Below are 16,825 nucleotides of genomic sequence, written 5' to 3' on the forward strand. Positions count from 1 at the left end.
CGACCTGCATGGCGTCGCACTGTTCCCGCTGGCTGTGAGCCTGCTGGATGGAGTACAACGCCGCGCTCGTCCCGGCTACGCCGGCCGACTCTCCTGACGGCCCGTCCGGGGATCGTGCCGACCCTCGCCAAGAGACTCTCGGGGCACCTGCTCGACCTGCTCGCGGACGGTGCGATCGATCTGGCGATGGTCGTCGCCTGCCCGGAACACCCTTACGACAACGATCAGTTCGATCTCCACCGGCTGACTGGTGACCCGGCCCTGATGGCCCTCCCGCAGACCCGCCGGCCGGCTCGCCGCCGCAGCACACTGAACCTGAGTACTCATACGGATGCGACCTGCCGAGCCGCAACCGTACGCTCGCGGTTCGTGCCATCGATCAGAGGGGGACCAGTGAGCGGGCAGACCGGCGCAGACCCGGCCCCGGGCAGAACTTTTCGGCACGGCGTTCTGGCAGCCGCCGTCGCTCTGCCCCTGTCGCTCTTGCTGGGTGCGTGCATGAACGGTCCCGATCCGAACGAGCCGTTGCCCGTCATGGCCAAGAGTGAGGCCGAAACCCGGGCGCGGACGATGACCGAGTACATGGCTCAGAGCGCTGGCATCACCCTGGACTCGGACGGTGCCACGCCCTTCTTCAGCAACTGCGAGGGCAGGAACGGCGAGGTGGTTGAGGACGGCCGCTACACCCTCGCCTATGACGTCACCAGCCCCCTTTCGCGGACCCAGCAGTTGGAGGCCATCCGCAAGATCAAGGCCGGCCTTGAGAAGGACGGCTTCACCATCACCGACTACCGCGAGACGGTGCATGACCAGCCCGACGTGCTCCTCTATGCCAGGCATGACGAAGGGCGTCACTTCATCGACGTCAGCAGCGGCGCGGCCATCGACCGGCTCATCCTCACTGTCGCCACTCGCTGTCTCATGCCGTCCTAGGGCGCGTATTTGGTCGTGATCAAGTGGCGATTCTGGTGAGGTCCTTGATCCAGATCATCGCGCCTCGAAGGTGGAGGCCGGCGAGGTAGCTCGTCGGGGTCTTGTCGTAGCGCGTGGCTATGCCTCGCCAGGCCTTCATCTTGTTGATCAGGCGTTCGACGGTGTTTCGGTCCTTGTAGAGCTCGGCGTCGTGACTGACGGGCCGACCGCCCTTGCTGCCCTTCTTCTTGCGGTTGGCGGCTTGGTCGACCTTCTCCGGGATGACGGCCTTGATGCTACGTTTGCGCAGGTGAGAGCGGTTACTGCGGGACGAGTAGGCCTTGTCTCCGGCGACCGCGTCGGGCCGGGTGCGGGGACGGCCGACGGGCCCGCGAACACGAATCCTCTTCAGCACGGTGATGAACTGCGGGCTGTCGGCGGCCTGGCCCTCGGTCAGGACGAAGGCCAGAGGGCGGCAGTTTCGCTCCCCGGCGATGTGGACCTTGCTGGTCTGCCCGCCCCTGGAACGTCCGATCAGGGCCGCCCTCAAGCGGAGCTTGCGTCGGCGTCGGACGCGCCGCCGCTCTTCCCGTTCCGGGTCGTCGTGCCCGTCTTGTTCCTGCGGGCCGCCCCCTTTTGCCGGGCCCTGTCCGTCTCCTCGGCGGCTTTCTCCAAGGCGGCCAGGGCATCGGGCTCCAGGTGCATCCCGGCAGCGTCTTGATGGGCCCGGGCGGTGGTGGAGTCCACGCTGACCAGGGACAAGTCCACCTCGCCGCGCTTGGCGGCTTCCGCGATCGCGCCCTCCAGCAGGGCCTCGAAGACGCCGGCGTCCCTCCACTGTCGGAACCGGTTGTGGACGGTCGACCATGCACCGAACTCCCGGGGCGTCTCACGCCACTGGCTGCCGGTCCTGAAGTGCCAGATCACGCCCTCGAACTGCCGGCGCAGCCCCTCGGGATACGGACCGTACTCGCCGATCGGCAGGTACGGCTCGATGAACTCCCACTCCGCATCGGAAAGTTGCACTCGCGTCACGGAACACGGTCTACCGGATCAGGCCGCGCCGCGAGAGCAACTTCCCAGAATGATCACAACAGAATACGAGCCCTAGCCCCCTCCCCGGTTCTTCAGGAGCGGGCGCGTTGGCGGGCCTTGCCCCGGGCGATCAGGGCGAGGCGGGTGGCTTCCTCGGAGGTGGTCCAGGCGTAGCCGCCGACCGCGCTGGTCTGGCCGGAGGCCCACAGGGCGGCGATCGCCATGGCGATGGGTGTGCCGAAGAACGCCACGCCAGCGAAGGCCGGGCCGCCGTACCCCGATACGACGATGTACTCCGTGAAGAACACGGGCCCCGTCACCAGGGCGGCCCGGAGCGGCCAGTCGCGGGTGGGCGTGCCCGGTCTGCCGACGATCAGCGCCGCGCCGGTGGCCAGTCCGGGGAGTACCCCCGTGATCAGGCCGATGGCCGCGAGCGTGCATGCGACCCCGACCTCCCCGTCCAGCGCGAGCAGCAGGGCGAGGAGCAGGTAGGGCCCGGCCCCCACTCCGGCGCTCAGTGCGACGGCCGACCGGAAGACCGCCGATTTGCGAATCGCCACGAGCCATCCCCCCTCGGGATTGAACTGTGTGCGAAGCATGCGGGTGGCGGCGGGCTCAGCCGAACGCGGGGGCGCCGGGGGAGCGGGTGGCGCGCAGGGCCGCTCTGGCGCGGGCGGCGCCGAGGACGGTGGCGGCGGCGCCACCGCCGATCCGGGTGGCGGGTTGCGGTCGGCCCAGGCCCGCGCAGGGGCCGCAGATGCCCGGGCGGGGGACGGGGTCGTGGCAGCGGGCGCACTCGGGAGGGCGAACGGATGCGGCCGGGCCCGGGACGGGTGGCATCTTGCGGGTGAGGCGGTGGCGGAGGATGGCCACGGGGGAGTGCAGTGCGGCGGGCAGGCCGGGGAGCAGGGCGTGCGCCAAGTCATGGGCGGAGCTGCCGCGTTCGAGCCACTGGGCGACCAGCGGAGCGAGACTCTCGGCCTCGGCCGCCCCGAGCCGCAGTCGCGGCTCCGGCCGGATCACCCGGAACAGCAGGGCGACGGCCTCCGCGACCCACCCTTCCGGACCTTCCGGAGCCGGATGCGCTGACGATCCGTCAAGCTCCGGTTCGGCGGCCGGGAGGGAGGGTTCTTTCTCCGGGTTCTTTGGAACGGTGTCACGCGCATCGCCTCCCGGGCCACCGGGTCCCGGTGGCTGAGCGTCCGGTGTGCGGGCGTGCGGCGGCAGGTCGAAGACGTGGTTCTCGCTGACGATCGTGCCGTCCGCCAGTCGGGACGTCTCGACCACGTAATAGCCCGCCTCGGTCAGCTCCTTGAGCGCTTTCCGGACGGCCGCCCGCCCCTGCGGACTGCTGTCGGCCATCCGCCGCCCGTCCTCCTGCCAGTCGTCCGGCCGGGAGAGCAGGTCCACGAGCAGTCCGCGCGCGGTGTAGGAGAGCCGCCGATCCTGGAGTGTCACGTTCGGCAGCACGATGAAGTCGCGCCGGTGGGCGCTACGATGAATACGCATGGGAGGGGCTTACTCCTGTGCCGGACCCCGGAGCGTTGGCGCGCTGCCGGGGTCAATCTTTTCTCGTACGGTGACGGAACGTAGCACACGCACCACCCGTCCGCCGACCCGATCGAACCCGACCGCCCAACGGTCGAACCCGGTCCCGCCCGAACGCCCAACTAGCGTGCTGACGACCGCAACTGACCGACCGTGACCTCTTCTGCTCGTCAGTGCAGGTCGAAGGCAAGTGGGTGCGCGTGATCGCCGGGGTAGCCGAACACCCGCAACTCGCCCGACCGCTCGACGCACACCCCGGGTGCGCCGTCACTGGCGATCGTCAGCAGCAGTTCCGTCCGTCGACCGCAGGACTCGCACGTGGGTGTGTGCGGATGATTGAGGTGCCAGGTTGGCCGCCCGCCGAGCTTCCAGCCGGGAACCCGGGTGGCGGGGTCGCCGCCGGGGGAGAGCTGCGCGATCAACTTGTCCAGCCGGGTTCGCAGTTCGGACGGCAGCTCCTCCGGGTACGGGAAGTCCACCAGCTGCTCAACCGTCAGGACGCAGGGCACCGGTAGGTATTCGGGTTCGTAGGACTTCGGTGGCTCGGACGCCTCCGCGAGCGGCCGCCCGAGCAGCTCGGCGGTCCGCCGCCGGCGCAGCAACTCGATCGCCACGGCCCCGCGCCCGTGCCGGGCCGGCAGGTGCGCGAGCTCCGCCGCGTGGTGGGGCGACTGCGCGGAGAACGCGCGGTAGGCGTCGACCGCGCCCGCCGTGTCCCCGCGCGCCTCCAGCAGTTCCGCCAGGCGGCGGCCGGGTGCGGCGGCATCACCGTCCTGTCTTTGCCGACCTGGGAGTGCGACAGCGATCTGTACTGCGCTCGCACCGCCGGGACCGGTGCGGGTGAAGGCCGGGCCACGCATGTCGAGCCCAGTGAGGCCGCTTGGTTCCGGGTGGGGCCCTTCCTCGCCCGCACGGCCAGCTCCCGGGCCGACAGCCGCGACCGTGGTTCTGCACGCTTTCGAGGAGGAGAAGCAGGCAGAGGTCTTCTCCGACAAGACGCGGATGCTGCTGTTCGCAGTCTTGCAACACTTCGCGGCGACTTTCGCCCCATGGCTGCCGAGCACCGGTTTGTCGTAGGCAGGCCGCAGGGGGACAGCCGTCCCCGATGCGGCAAGACCCTGAGCCGATATCACGAGTCCAAGTTCAGTAGCACGAAGTACAGCGTGACAACGTCTCAATTCTGACTAGTGCTCAATATGTCGACAGAGACTTTTGGTCACCATCCGGAGAACCATTGCCAAATTCCGAACGTATGCAAGTATGCTCGCTTCAGCGAGGCTCGAAAGCTCCTGTGGTGAGCGAGATTCCAGGCCACGACTGCGGCGAAAATCGCAGCGAAGCAGCCGGCGACGATCGCGGCGCCCTCGATCCCGAACACCAGAAGTATGAAAATCAAGGCTGCGATCGTGGCGCAGAGTCCGATATGGGCAATTCCAAAAGAGGGCGCAAGGGTATCTTCGGAAGGACTTCGATCCGTCGATTTCTTCATTTCTCAAGCCTCCTGTCCATTGATTCCTGCGCACCCGCGCGCTGCCCTCCCTGTGGATAGGGAGGGCAGCGCGCGGGTGCATCAGGCTACCATCCCCAGCGATGCTTCCAGAGTTGGCTTATGCGAGAGACCATGCTGGCAGCGGAGAGTCCCCTGATCGCACTCCACGGTGAACTGGCCTTTGGCCTGAAAAGTGCGCCGAGGCATCCGGATCCACCTCCGTATCCGCAGGCCATTCCCTTTGCTTGCGAATACAGAGTGGGAAGGACCCACTGCCCCATTCCCCTTCGCCGTTCGGCGCTATTGGAAACGGCGTAGTGTCCAGCCATTCCGCCGGCGAAGATCGCCGCCGACCCTACGGCAACCATGCCCATTCCGCAGGCGATTGTGGCAGCACATGCTCCGATCAGGAAGCCGCTTGCCACACCGACGCCGAGGTTCACGAGCTTGTGTTTCCAGTTCTTCTTCCAATCCCGGGAGGTTTCATTCCACTTGTTGGCGACTGCCTTCTTGGCCTTGTTCCAGCCGCAGCTCCAGCAGATTCGGCCGTCGAGGTCGTACTTGTCCGTCGGGTCGCCGTAGACGTAGTCGTAGGCGTTGGCGTTGCCTCCGTGGACGGGGTCGACGGAGAGGAAGCGGCCGACGGCGGTGTCGTAGAGGCGGACGCCCATGAGGATGACGCCGTCGAGTGCTTCGGCGGAGCGTTGCTTGCCGCCGAGCCAGCCGTAGCGGACGTTCGTCTGACCGGTGGAGGGGATGCCGAACTCGTCATGGTCGAGGACGAGCGGGGTGGTCAGGGCGGTGTCGGTGGTGACGACGACGCTGCCGAAGAGGTTGGTGAGTTGGAGTTGGATGCCTCCGGTGTTGGTGGCGGTGGCGGTGAGGTTGCCGTCGGGGCCGGTGATGTTGCGGGTCCAGGCTCCGGTGGCGGTGTCCTCGATGGTCCACTGCGGTTCGTCGCCGCTGCCGGTGTAGTGGTTGAGCTTGGTGGCGTCGCTCGCCCAGGTGCCGTCGCCCTGCTTGGTGGCGGTAGTCGTCGAGGCGAGGCGGCCGGCCGGGTCGAGGGTCCAGGTCTGCCGGGTGGTGGCAGTCTCCTGGGAGGCGACCAGGTCGTTGTTCCAGTAGGTGTTCGTCGTGCCGCTGGCGGTTTTCACCGTGCGGCCGAACGCGTCGTACTGGTAGCCGGCATCAGTGATCCGGTCGGCGCTGTCGTAGGTGTGGACGGCGGTGACCGCGTTGTCGGTGGTGCAGGATCCGGTCGGGCCGGCGGCCGCGACGGACTTGCCGGTGCGGTTGTAGTGGGTGTCGTAGGTGTAGCTCCGGGTCGTGCAGCCGGTGCCGACGGTGGTCTGCTCGGCCTTGGTGAGGCGGCCGAGACGGTCGTAGGTGTAGGACTTGGTCGCGGTGGAACTGGTGTCCTTGGCCAACTGGCCCTGGGTGGACGGGTCCTGGGACTGCGACCAGATCACGGAGCTGTCCGAGGTGCGGATGTAGGAGCGGGAGACGGCCTTGCCGGAGGCGTTGAAGGTGTCCTTGCGGACGATGCCTCCGGGGTAGGTCTGCTCGGTGAGCTGGCCGTCCGGTCCGTACTTGGCGGTGAACTCGCCCGCTTTGCTGTCGTTGACGGAGGTGACCATGCCGCGGGGTTCCTTGGCGCGGTCGTAGGTGTAGGTCGTCGTCCCGGTCGGGTCGGTGACGGTCACCGGCTTGCCGTACCGGTCGAAGACGGTGGCCGTGGTGGCGCCGTCGCCGTCGGTGTACGAGATGGTCCGGCCGAGCTGGTCGACGACCTTGGTGACGGACTTGCCACCCGCCGTGGTCTTCACCGCTGCACCGCTGGCCGGGTCGTACTCGGTGACCGTCTTCGGGACAGCCGGGCCGAGGCCGCCAGTGATCTCGGTGGAGAGGGTGCGGCCGGCGGTGTCGTAGACGGTGGTGGTGGTGCGGGTCTGGCCGGCGTTGGTCTCGGTGGTCTCCTCAGGGGTGTTGAAGCGGGAGTAGCGGGTGGTGCGCTTGACCGGCAGGGTGGTCGGCATCCGTGCCGAGTCCGCGCCGGTGATAGCGGCGCCCGGGCCGCTGGTGCACGGCAGCCCCGCCCACTCGGGGTGGTTGCCGCAGGCCGCGTCGGCGGTGTTCGCGCCGGCGGTCCAGTAGACGCTCAACACGGTGGTGGCGTCCGCAGCTGTGGAACCGGGGACCCGGGTCTCCTGGGTACGGCCCTGCGCGTCGTAGCGAGTGGTGCTGGTGAGCGCCGCACCGCTGGCGTCGGTGGTGACCGACGTCGGCTTCTTCAGCGTCCAGCCGGAGGTGCCGCCGATCGGTGTGGCGTAGCCGGTCTTGGTGACCCGCAGTTCGGCGTCCTGCGCGTAGCCGTCGATGCGGGCGCCGTCGGTGGCGGTGGTGACCAGGTGGTACGCCTGCCCGTCGGGCTTGCCCTCGTCGTAGGTGTTGGTGTTGTGGTCGCGGGCCAGGACCGGGGTTCCGGCGGCCAGGGACGGGTTGAGGGTGGTCTTGGTCAGGGTGAGGGTGTCGATGCCCGCCTGGTAGTAGGGCGAGACGGCGGACGGGTTGGTGCCGGTGACGACCAGGTCCAACTGGTGGTCGCCGCCGGCGAGTTGGACGGGGGACCCGGCGGACCAGGGCGTGGTGGTGACGCCGTTGTTGTAGCCGTCGAAGGTGCCGGTGACGTCGGTGCCGTCGAGGACGAACTTGACGGTGCCGTAGTCGGCGGCCTTGGTCAGCTTGGCGGAGAGCAGGTATTGGCCGCTCTCCGGGACGGTCACCCGGAACGAGGCGCTGTCGCCGGCCTGCCTGCCGACCAGGATGACCTGCGCGTTGCCGGACCAGCCTCCGCCGCCGACCCAGGTGGAGTCGCCGGTCTGGGTGGCGACCTGCGCGGTGGTGCCCAGGCGCGGCATGTCCTCGCCCTCGACCGTGACGGTCGCGGGGTTGGTGGAGCCGGCGACGTTCTCGGCGAGGGTGGCGCGGTAGAGCGGACCGAGGGTCTCCAGGACGTCGAGGCCGTCGGCGGTGTAGGTGGTGCGGGTGTCGAGCAGCCGGGCCCGGTCCGCGGAGGCCGCGGGCAGGCTGAGCTCGGCGGTGAACCGTGCGGCGTCCGGGTGGGTGCCCAGCGCGATGGCGCGGTTGGTCGCGTCCAGGGTGCGCACGACGTGGCCGTAGCGGTCGTACTCGCTGGTGTCGATGTCGCCCTTGTCGACGACCGACGGGGTGGCGGTGTTGACCTCGTTGCCGGAGGCGTTGAGGTAGTGCAGCACGGCCGGCTTGTAGCCGTCCTTGCCCGGGGCGGTGGCCGTCGCGGTATGGGTGCCCGGCTCGTCCTCCGGCCCGAACACGGCGGTGGCGTCGGTGGGGGCGTCGGTCTGCGCCCATTGCGCGACGTCCGCGCCGGACAGGTCGTACGGGCCGCCCGCGCCGCGGGTCAGCGGAACGCCGTAGACCACCTTGGTGGCGATCTCGCCGTTGACCTGGTCCTTCGAACCCGCGGCGAGGGTGCCCCGGCGGGCCTTCAGGAGCCGCCCGGCGTCCGGGTCGCCGGCCGCCGTGCCGTAGTCGAAGTCCCACGGCAGCTCGCCCGCGGGCGCGATCCGGGTGACCCGGCCCGCCGCGTCGTACGCGTACGAGGTCTTCAGCGGTTGCGCCAGGCGCGGGTCCCAGACCTGCACCAGTCGGCCCTGCTCGTCGTACAGGTAGCGGGCGACCTCGACGGCCTCCTGCTTGGACGTGGCCGGGTTCCAGGACCAGGCCTTCACCGCGCGGATCCGGTCGGTGAAGTCACCGGGGGTCCCGGCGGTCGCCGTGGTGGTGACCGCGTACTCGTAGTCCATTGCCTCGCAGCCGCGCGGCAGCGGGTCCACGGTGCACTTGTTGGCGTCGTCCACGCCCGGCTCGACGGCGGGCACCGCGCGCTTGGGCAGCACCCGGCCGTCCGTGACGTCGTAGACGTAGCGGGTGGTGGACGCGGCTTCGGGGCCGCTCTCGCTGCGGACCTGGAACTGGTCGGTCCCGGAGCCGCGGGCGAAGACGGTGGCGGAGCCGTCCAGGCCGGTCAGGGTGTAGGTGGTGCCGGTGTTGGCCGGGTTCCACTTCTGGTTCGGGCCGCCGTGGCACCAGTGCTGGGTGACCTGGGTGCCCTGACCGCCGGAGTCCGGAGCGTCCAGGCACTTGCCGGAGTTGGCGTTCATCAGACTGCCGTCGGGGCGCAGCTCCCACTTCTGGTTGCCGCCGCCGTTGCAGTCCCAGATGGCCAGCTTGACATAGTCGGCGGTGGAGCCGTTCGGGACGTCCAGGCACTTGCCGAACGCCCGGAGCGAGCCGTCGTCGGCCAGGGTCCACTTCTGCGGATCGGAGGCGTTGCAGTCCCAGGTCTGGACGGCGGCGCCGTTGGCAGTGTTGCCGCCGTTGACGTCCAGGCAGCGGCCGGTGGTCGGGGTGGTGATCGGGCCGGACGCGCCGGGCTGGGCGGTCAGGGTGAGCGACTCGGCGCCGGGCTCGGGGAAGAAGCTGCCGTCGGCGCCCTTGGCGAAGGTCACCGAGGAGTCGTCGTTGAGCTTGATCTCGGCGAGGTCGGACTCGGGGAAGGACAGTGAGCGGTAGTCGGAGCCGGTGCCGGCGTCGGGGCCGCCGGACCACTGCGGGCCGAACGGGGCGACGATCTCCTTCAGCGACAGGTCGTCGAAGAAGACTTCCTTGCCGGAGGCGGAGAAGCCGTTGTAGAGGCGGAAGAACGCCTCGGTGGCGCCCTGCGGGACGGCCAGGTCGACGGTCAGCTGCTGCCAGCCGTCGGTGAAGGACGCCTTGTTGGACGCGATCTGGGTGTAGCCGGCCGCGGTGCGGGTGAAGCCGACCAGGCGCAGGCCGCGGTCGGTGTAGTCGGGGCCGAGGCCGGTGGCGGCGGGGACGTAGATCCAGCCGGTGAGCCGGTAGGTCCTGCCCGGCTTCATGCCCAGGGCCATCGAGTTGTCACCGATGGCGGCGTAGGAGTCCTGGCCGGTGGGGACGATCCGCAGCGAGTCGGTGGAGTTGTCGTGGCCGCGCGCGGTGGAGCGCTCCAGGGTGTTCTGACCAGCCGTGTAGCCGTTGGTGTCGTAGGTGAGTTGGCGCTGATTGGGCATCAGGCGCTCGCCTTGCGGCTGCCAGCCGCGCGCGAGGTCGCGCGAGGAGGAGGAGCGGGCCACCGAGGCCCCGAACTCGTTCGCGTCGGTGACGTTGACGGAGTAGTCGCCGGTGAGCAGGTTGACCGAGCCCGGGCCGACGCCCGTGCCGGCGGCGCCGTCGGCGTTGCGGTCGACGGTGATGGTGTTCCAGGCCGTGGCGTAGCCGGTGCCGGAGCCGTCCTGCGGGAAGAGCAGGGCGCGGATCTGGACCACGCCGCCGACGTTGCCGAGGGTGTCGACGACCGTCCAGTTGGCGTGCGGGCCGAGGTCGGCGAGCAGCGGCTTGGGGTCGGTGACGGGGGTGTTGTCGGCCTTGGTCAGGTTGGCGAGCGGCACGTTGTACTCGGTCGCCCCGGGGCCGCGCCGGTACTGGTAGACCACCCGCTTGTACTGGGTCTGCGCGTCGACCTGCAGCTTGACGCGCTTGGCGGACTGGGTGCCGTCCACCGGCGAGACCAGGCCGGCCTGGCCGACCGAGAAGGCGTACGAGGCCGGGTCGGACAGGTTGCCCGCCCGGTCCTTCGACTGGACCTTCAGCGTGTGGCGGCCGTCCGCGGACGGGGTGATGGTCGCGTTCGCCGTGCCGGTGGCGTCGACGTTGACCGCGGCGGCGCCGTCGAGGCTGTAGACGAACGCGATCTGGTCGCTCACCCCGGTGGCCGGGGTGAAGGTGAACGTGCCGGCCTGCCCCGCAGCGCCGTGCCACAGTCCGTCGGCCGGGTACGACGCGGAGGACACGGACGGCGCGCCGGGCTTGGCGGTGTCGGCGATGACGGTGACGCTGGGCGTCCAACCGGAGTTGACCCGGCCGTCCCACAGACGGGAGCCGATCGAGTACGACACGCCTTCGTCCAGGCGGGTCAGCCCGAAGTCGGTCGGGCGGACCTGCAGGTAGGTGCCGTTCGGGCCCTCCTTGTAGACCCGCTTGACGAACGTGCCGTCCCGGTAGAGGTCGAAGTCCGCGCCGACGGGGCCGCCGTCGGGGTCGCTGGCCAGCACCTGGAAGACCGGGTTGGCGGAGGAGGTGTAGCGCGGGTTGCCCTGCTGCGAGGGCAGCACGTCGACCGTCGACGGGGTCGGCGGAACCGAGTTGTACGTGATCGACAGGTACGGCGAGTGCGCGCCCTCGGAGGACTCGAAGCGCTTCCAGCTGTACGAGTCGTTCTCGTTCGAGGCCTTCAGGCCGAGCGCGTAGGTGCCCGCGCCCATCCCGGCCCAGTCCCGGACCAGGTTGGTGACGTCCGCACCCGCCCAGTAGGTGCCGTCGCTGCCGTAGCAGTCGTAGCCGTCGCCGTCGCCGGCGACATCCCGCGTCTCGTTCGAGACCGCGTAGCGGGAGATCAGGCCGGGCTGGTTGCCCCAGCGGCTGCTGGTACTCGCGTACTGGGCGGCCCACACCTCCCAGTCCTTCGGCGTGCAGGAGTAGGAGTGGAAGTTCGCCAGGTACAGCTTGGCACCGAGGATCTGCTTCCCGTTGAAGCCGCCGCCGGGGAAGTGCAGGAAGGAACGGGCCTTGACCGCACCGCCGTTGTACGTGCCGATCTTCAGCTCGGTCGAGCCGGACTGGTCGGAGGTGTAGTCGCTCTGCACGAAGGTGTCGAAGTTCGTGCCGACGTCGACCACCGGGTCCACGGTCACCGGGAACTGCGTCGCCGGGTCGGCCAGGAACGCGGCGTCCGGGGTGAACACCAGCTCCGCGTCCGCGCCCTCGCCCTTCAGCTCCATCGACACCGCGCCGCGGTGCAGGTGCTCACCGGACTTCTCGTCCACCGCGGCGTCCCACATCACCGGCGCCGGGATCCGCACGGTCGGCTTGCCGCCGGCCGCATCGGTGAGGTGGATCGAACCGTCCTCCTGCCGCTCCACCTTGTAACCGGTGGTGTCCAGCGGCATCGTGAGGGTGCCGGCCTGCGAGACCGCGCCTCGGTCCTTCACGACCAGGTACTGCTCGAAGCCGGTCCGGGTCGCCTCCAGCACCAGGTCCACACCCGGACGGGCATCCACATACGTGGCGGTGTTGCCGGACAGCTTCGGCTTCGGCAGCTTGCCCTGCCAGCCCAGCTCCACCTGCGCGTCACCGTGGCCGACCCTCACCAACTCCTGCTCGACCGGCGCGGCAGACGGCGCCGGAGCCGGGTCGGCAGCGGGAACGACCAGGCGGGACAGGGAGCGTGACGCACGCTCGTCCGCCGACGCAGATGCCGAGGCGCCGGGCGACGTGGACGCGGTGGGCGAGGCGGACGGCGAAGCACTCGCGGACACCGTGGCCGACGGAGACGGAGAGACCGCTGAGGACGGAGAGGCCGAGGCCTCCGGTGCCGCCGATCCGCTCGGTGCGGCGACCGGAGCAGCAGTCGGCAGCGCGTCCCCGACCGTCACCCTCGCATCGCCGCCGGAGAACACCAGGCCCTCCGGGTGCACCTTCGGAGCGACCTTTCCGTCACCCGTCTCCACCAGCGTGGTGTCGATCGGCACCCACGCCTCGCCGACCCTCATCCGGATCGGACCGGCGGCCATCTCCTGGCTCAGTGTGCCGTCCGGGTTCGCCCACAGCGTCGACGTCTCCGTCCGCGCTCCGGTCACCTCGATCCGGCGCTTGTTCAACCGCGCCGCCATCAGCGCCGACGCCTCGTCCGGCGCCTCCGTGGCCGAGGACTTGGCGGGTGGCGCAGAGCTTGCGGGCTCCGCGGCCGCGGCGGGAACGGCGGTCAGCGCGTCCAGCGCCACCCCGCTCTCCACCAGCAGACCGAGCGCAGCGAGCACGGCTATCCGCCGTGTCCTGCGCATGGTGAAGGCCCCACCCGCGAACACGCGTGAGGCCAGGAACTTCCGTTGCAACGTCACTCCCCAGGAAGTCTTAATTTATTGCACAGCAAACACAAAGACTGTGCAAAAAACTAAAGATCGCATGCGCCGTCGATGTGTCCAGTGGTCGCCGATATCAATTTGGCGACGATCTTCCTTGGGATGGTCGCAATCGACGACATCTAATTGCATAGAAGACAATTCGGTCGCCAACCGTATATGTTGCATGATTCAGGCATTCGGGTCGCGCCAGGGTTCGCAAATCGAGACATATCGACGCATCAACGGGCTCTCCGGCTCGGCCTTGGCCTGCAAGGTCGCCACTTCAGGCCGATGTCGACCTACCCGCCGCCCGGACGGGGGGAACTGACGTCTCGTCAACTGCGGTCTCATGGCGCAATCACTGGGCCGACCGGTCGAGGCGTCGTCGGCGGATGAGTGCGCAGGTGGGTGGAGCGAAGGCATTGTGGAGGTCGAGGTGTTTCTCCCGGCGGACGGCAAGGCGTTTGAACCGGCGGAGTCGGGCAAAGGCCTGCTCGACGACGTGGCGGAGCTTGCCGGGGCCGATAGCGTTCCGGGATTCCCTGCGGGCACAACCGGTCGTCCAGCGGACGCGGGCCTGGCGGCCGCGCCGGCGGCAGCGGCCCGATCCGGGATCGCAGCCCGTCGCCATACGGCTTGTTGCCCGCACCGGCGCGAACGGGCGCATCGTCACATCGGGTACACCCCACCGGGAACGATCACCGAGATCGCGTCATGAATTCTTGCGGAATGCCAAGCGCGGCCGCCTCCACCTCTGCCCCTCTCCGTCCCACGGACCGCGACTTCTGGGCCGAGGTCGGCGCGAAGCACTGACCCGCGTCCGTGCTTGTCCCAAAGGGTGGAGGGCCGGGTCGGTCAGGGCCAGACGAGGCAGTAGAGCTGGTGGCCGGCCTCGTGGAGGCGGTTGGCGAAGTCCTGCCACTCGTGGAGCATCTGGTAGATGACGAAGGCGTCCCGGGGGCCGCGGCGGTCGGGGACGGTGGACCAGATGAAGGCGGCGGCGCCGAGCTCGGTCTCGTCGGCCTTGCGGAGGGGCTCGACCACCGTGTGGGGGAGTTGGACGACCGCGTAGTCGGGGTGCAGGACGACCAGTTCGAGCGGGGGGACCTGGTGGAGCGGGACGCCCTTGATGCCGGTGAGGACCATCGCGCTCATGGTCTCCGGCTTGATCTTGGTGGAGAGGTGCCCGTTGCCGGAGCCGCTGGTCTCCATCAGGTCGCCGAGCCGGCCGAGGGCGCCGAGCTCGCCGGCGTCGAGACCGAGGCCGCCGGGGCCGAGGGCGGTGGGGACTCTGGCGGCGGTGGCTCGGTCGGGTGCGCCGAAGTACTTGTAGGTGACCCCCACTCTGCCCTCGCCCCTCCTCTGCCGGCCCGCTCCCGTACCCCCGCCGGTCGCGCGCGGCCTGCGAGTACGCTCCGCAGCCTCGTCGAAACCGTCCTGCCACTCGGACACTCGGACCATCCTCACCGGAACTCGCCGGAATCGACAGACCCCCGCATGCTCGGTGTCCCTCCGAACATGCCCCTTACCCCGCCTGCCGGCGTGCTACACGAGCGTGCGCCTACTCGACCTTACCTTTGCCACAGCCAGTGAGGGGAACAGCACACGGATCATCGTTCCAGATGATCGGGCCGGACATGCAGAACGCCAGGACACGATTTGAGACCATGTGCGGGTAAGAGAGGCTCCAGGCCACCCCGCGGACCCAACGGATGAGCGAGCAGATGAGCTACCCGTACGAAGCACCCCACTCCCAGTCGCTCTTCGAGCGCGCGCTGGAGGTCACCCCCGGCGGCGTCAACTCGCCGGTCCGGGCCTTCCGCGCGGTCGGCGGCACGCCCCGCTTCATGGTGTCCGGCACCGGGCCGTACCTGACCGACGCGGACGGCCGCGAGTACGTCGACCTGGTGTGCTCCTGGGGCCCGATGCTGCTCGGCCACGCCCACCCGGCGGTGATCGACGCGGTGCAGCGGGCGGTCGCCAACGGCACCTCCTTCGGCACCCCCGGCCAGGGCGAGGTCGAGCTGGCGGAGGAGATCGTCGCCCGGATCGCCCCGGTCGAGCAGGTCCGCCTGGTCTCCAGCGGCACCGAGGCCACCATGTCGGCGATCCGGCTGGCCCGCGGCTTCACCGGCCGCGCGAAGGTGGTCAAGTTCGCCGGTTGTTACCACGGTCACGTCGACGCGCTGCTGGCCGCCGCCGGTTCCGGCGTCGCCACCTTCGGCCTGCCGGACACCCCCGGCGTCACCGGCGCCCAGGCCGGCGACACCATCGTGCTGCCGTACAACGACCTGAGTGCGGTGCGAGAAGCCTTCGCCGCCCACCCCGGCCAGATCGCCTGCGTGATCACCGAGGCCTCGCCCGGCAACATGGGCGTCGTCCCGCCGCTGCCCGGCTTCAACCGCGGCCTGGCCGAACTCTGCCGCGCCGACGGCGCGTTGTTCATCTCGGACGAGGTGATGACCGGCTTCCGGGTCTCCAAGGCCGGCTGGTACGGCCTGGAGGCCGCGCACGAGGGCTGGGCGCCCGACCTGCTGACCTTCGGCAAGGTGATGGGCGGCGGCTTCCCGGCCGCGGCCTTCGGCGGCCGTGCCGACGTGATGGCGCACCTCGCCCCGGCCGGCCCGGTCTACCAGGCCGGCACCCTCTCCGGGAACCCGATCGCCACCGCCGCCGGCCTGGCCCAGCTGCGGAACTGCACCGACGAGGTGTACGCGACGGTCGACCAGGTCGCCGCCGAGGTCTCCGGCCTGGTCACCGCCGCGCTCGCCAAGGAGGGCGTGGCGCACCGGCTGCAGACCGCGGGCAACATGTTCTCGGTCTTCTTCACCGACCGGCGGGTGACGAACTACGACGAGGCGCGCACCCAGCAGGCGTTCCGCTTCAACCCGTTCTTCCACTCGATGCTGAGCCAGGGCGTCTACCTGCCGCCGTCGGCCTTCGAGTCCTGGTTCGTCTCCGCCGCGCACGACGAGCGCGCGATCGAGCGGATCGCCGCCGCCCTGCCCGCCGCCGCCCGCGCCGCCGCCGAGGCCACCGAGGAGTCCAAGTGACCGACAGCAACAAGGACAGCCAGCAGGACAGCACCAAGGACAGCACCAAGGACGTCACCGTCGTCCACGTGATGCGGCACGGCGAGGTGCACAACCCGGAGGGCGTGCTGTACGGCCGCCTGCCGGGCTACCACCTGTCCGACCTGGGACGGCAGATGGCCGAGCGGGTGGCCGAGCACCTGAAGGACCGCGACATCACGTACGTGGTGGCCTCCCCGCTGGAGCGGGCCCAGGAGACCGCCGAGCCGATCGCCAAGGCGCACGGCCTGGACGTGGCGGCCGACCCGCGGCTGATCGAGGCGGAGAACATCTTCGAAGGCAAGACCTTCGGCGTCGGCGACGGCTCGCTGCGCAATCCCTCGTACTGGAAGTACCTGACCAACCCGTTCAAGCCGTCCTGGGGCGAGCCGTACATCGACCAGGTGGTGCGGATGATGGGCGCGATCGCCGGGGCCCGGGACGCCGCGCGCGGGCACGAGGCGGTCTGCGTCAGCCACCAGCTGCCGATCTGGATCCTGCGCTCCTTCGCCGAGCGGCAGCGGCTCTGGCACGACCCGCGCCGCCGGCAGTGCTCGCTGGCCTCGCTGACCAGCTTCACCTTCGAGGGCGACCGGATCGTCTCGATCGGCTACCGCGAGCCGGCCCGCGACCTGCTGCCGGCCCACCTGGTCGGCAAGGGGAAGAAGGGCGACAAGCCGGTCGGGAAGAGCTTCGGCGCGTAGCCCGGAACGGCTTCGGGGCGTAGCTCACACCGGGCCCCCGGAAGG

At 69.7% G+C, this 16,825-nt stretch carries 10 protein-coding genes and 1 pseudogene; 4 read left to right on the top strand and 7 right to left on the bottom strand.

The features are described from left to right. The first annotated feature begins 114 nt into the window (after positions 1-114). Positions 115-933: a hypothetical protein gene (locus ACIOHG_RS09020; protein WP_400947274.1), complete on the top strand. Its 819-nt coding sequence runs from the start codon at positions 115-117 to the stop codon at positions 931-933. Between the two features lie 19 nt (positions 934-952). On the opposite strand, the pseudogene ACIOHG_RS09025 reads toward ACIOHG_RS09020, so the two are convergent. The 6 genes and pseudogenes from ACIOHG_RS09025 to ACIOHG_RS09050 all read right to left on the bottom strand — a co-directional run bounded on the left by ACIOHG_RS09025 (position 953) and on the right by ACIOHG_RS09050 (position 12,945). After that, positions 953-1,947 (bottom strand): annotated as a pseudogene (locus tag ACIOHG_RS09025) (IS5 family transposase). Positions 1,948-2,039: 92 nt separating this feature from the next. Next, positions 2,040-2,507 (bottom strand): hypothetical protein, encoded by a 468-nt coding sequence (locus ACIOHG_RS09030; protein WP_400947277.1) that lies wholly within the window; start codon positions 2,505-2,507, stop codon positions 2,040-2,042. A gap of 55 nt (positions 2,508-2,562) precedes the next feature. After that, a complete protein-coding gene (locus tag ACIOHG_RS09035) occupies positions 2,563-3,456 on the bottom strand; it encodes a hypothetical protein (protein ID WP_400947280.1) in 894 nt (297 codons plus the stop codon). Positions 3,457-3,665: 209 nt separating this feature from the next. Further along, positions 3,666-4,490 carry a tetratricopeptide repeat protein gene (locus ACIOHG_RS09040; protein WP_400947281.1) on the bottom strand — a complete coding sequence of 275 codons (825 nt, stop codon included), beginning with the start codon at positions 4,488-4,490 and terminating at the stop codon, positions 3,666-3,668. Between the two features lie 221 nt (positions 4,491-4,711). Next, positions 4,712-4,984, bottom strand: a complete 273-nt coding sequence (locus ACIOHG_RS09045; RefSeq protein ID WP_400947283.1) for a hypothetical protein — start codon at positions 4,982-4,984, stop codon at positions 4,712-4,714. Positions 4,985-5,070: 86 nt separating this feature from the next. Then, entirely contained in the window at positions 5,071-12,945 is a 7,875-nt protein-coding gene (locus ACIOHG_RS09050; protein WP_400947285.1) for a ricin-type beta-trefoil lectin domain protein, read from the bottom strand. 409 nt (positions 12,946-13,354) lie between these two features. Between ACIOHG_RS09050 and ACIOHG_RS09055 the strand changes: the two genes are divergently transcribed. Then, positions 13,355-13,723 (top strand): hypothetical protein, encoded by a 369-nt coding sequence (locus ACIOHG_RS09055; RefSeq protein WP_400947288.1) that lies wholly within the window; start codon positions 13,355-13,357, stop codon positions 13,721-13,723. Positions 13,724-13,860: 137 nt separating this feature from the next. Here ACIOHG_RS09055 and ACIOHG_RS09060 read toward each other — a convergent pair whose 3' ends face one another. Continuing rightward, on the bottom strand, positions 13,861-14,349 hold the full coding sequence (locus ACIOHG_RS09060; RefSeq protein WP_400947291.1) for a hypothetical protein: 489 nt from the start codon (positions 14,347-14,349) through the stop codon (positions 13,861-13,863). Between the two features lie 368 nt (positions 14,350-14,717). Here ACIOHG_RS09060 and hemL point away from each other — a divergent pair, with 368 nt between their 5' ends. Then, positions 14,718-16,058: a glutamate-1-semialdehyde 2,1-aminomutase gene (gene hemL / locus ACIOHG_RS09065; RefSeq protein WP_400947294.1), complete on the top strand. Its 1,341-nt coding sequence runs from the start codon at positions 14,718-14,720 to the stop codon at positions 16,056-16,058. A gap of 71 nt (positions 16,059-16,129) precedes the next feature. Beyond that, positions 16,130-16,780: a histidine phosphatase family protein gene (locus tag ACIOHG_RS09070; protein ID WP_400947654.1), complete on the top strand. Its 651-nt coding sequence runs from the start codon at positions 16,130-16,132 to the stop codon at positions 16,778-16,780. Positions 16,781-16,825: the final 45 nt, after the last annotated feature.

The sequence above is a fragment of the Kitasatospora sp. NPDC088134 genome (assembly GCF_044741705.1).
Classification (GTDB): domain Bacteria; phylum Actinomycetota; class Actinomycetes; order Streptomycetales; family Streptomycetaceae; genus Kitasatospora.

Excerpts from the sequence above, each read along its gene's own strand:
- ACIOHG_RS09055 (WP_400947288.1), top strand. The coding sequence starts at position 13,355 with ATGGCGCAATCACTGGGCCGACCGGTCGAGGCGTCGTCGGCGGATGAG.
- hemL (WP_400947294.1), top strand. The coding sequence starts at position 14,718 with ATGAGCGAGCAGATGAGCTACCCGTACGAAGCACCCCACTCCCAGTCG.
- ACIOHG_RS09035 (WP_400947280.1), bottom strand. The coding sequence starts at position 3,456 with ATGCGTATTCATCGTAGCGCCCACCGGCGCGACTTCATCGTGCTGCCG.
- ACIOHG_RS09050 (WP_400947285.1), bottom strand. The coding sequence starts at position 12,945 with ATGCGCAGGACACGGCGGATAGCCGTGCTCGCTGCGCTCGGTCTGCTG.
- ACIOHG_RS09045 (WP_400947283.1), bottom strand. The coding sequence starts at position 4,984 with ATGAAGAAATCGACGGATCGAAGTCCTTCCGAAGATACCCTTGCGCCC.
- ACIOHG_RS09070 (WP_400947654.1), top strand. The coding sequence starts at position 16,130 with ATGCGGCACGGCGAGGTGCACAACCCGGAGGGCGTGCTGTACGGCCGC.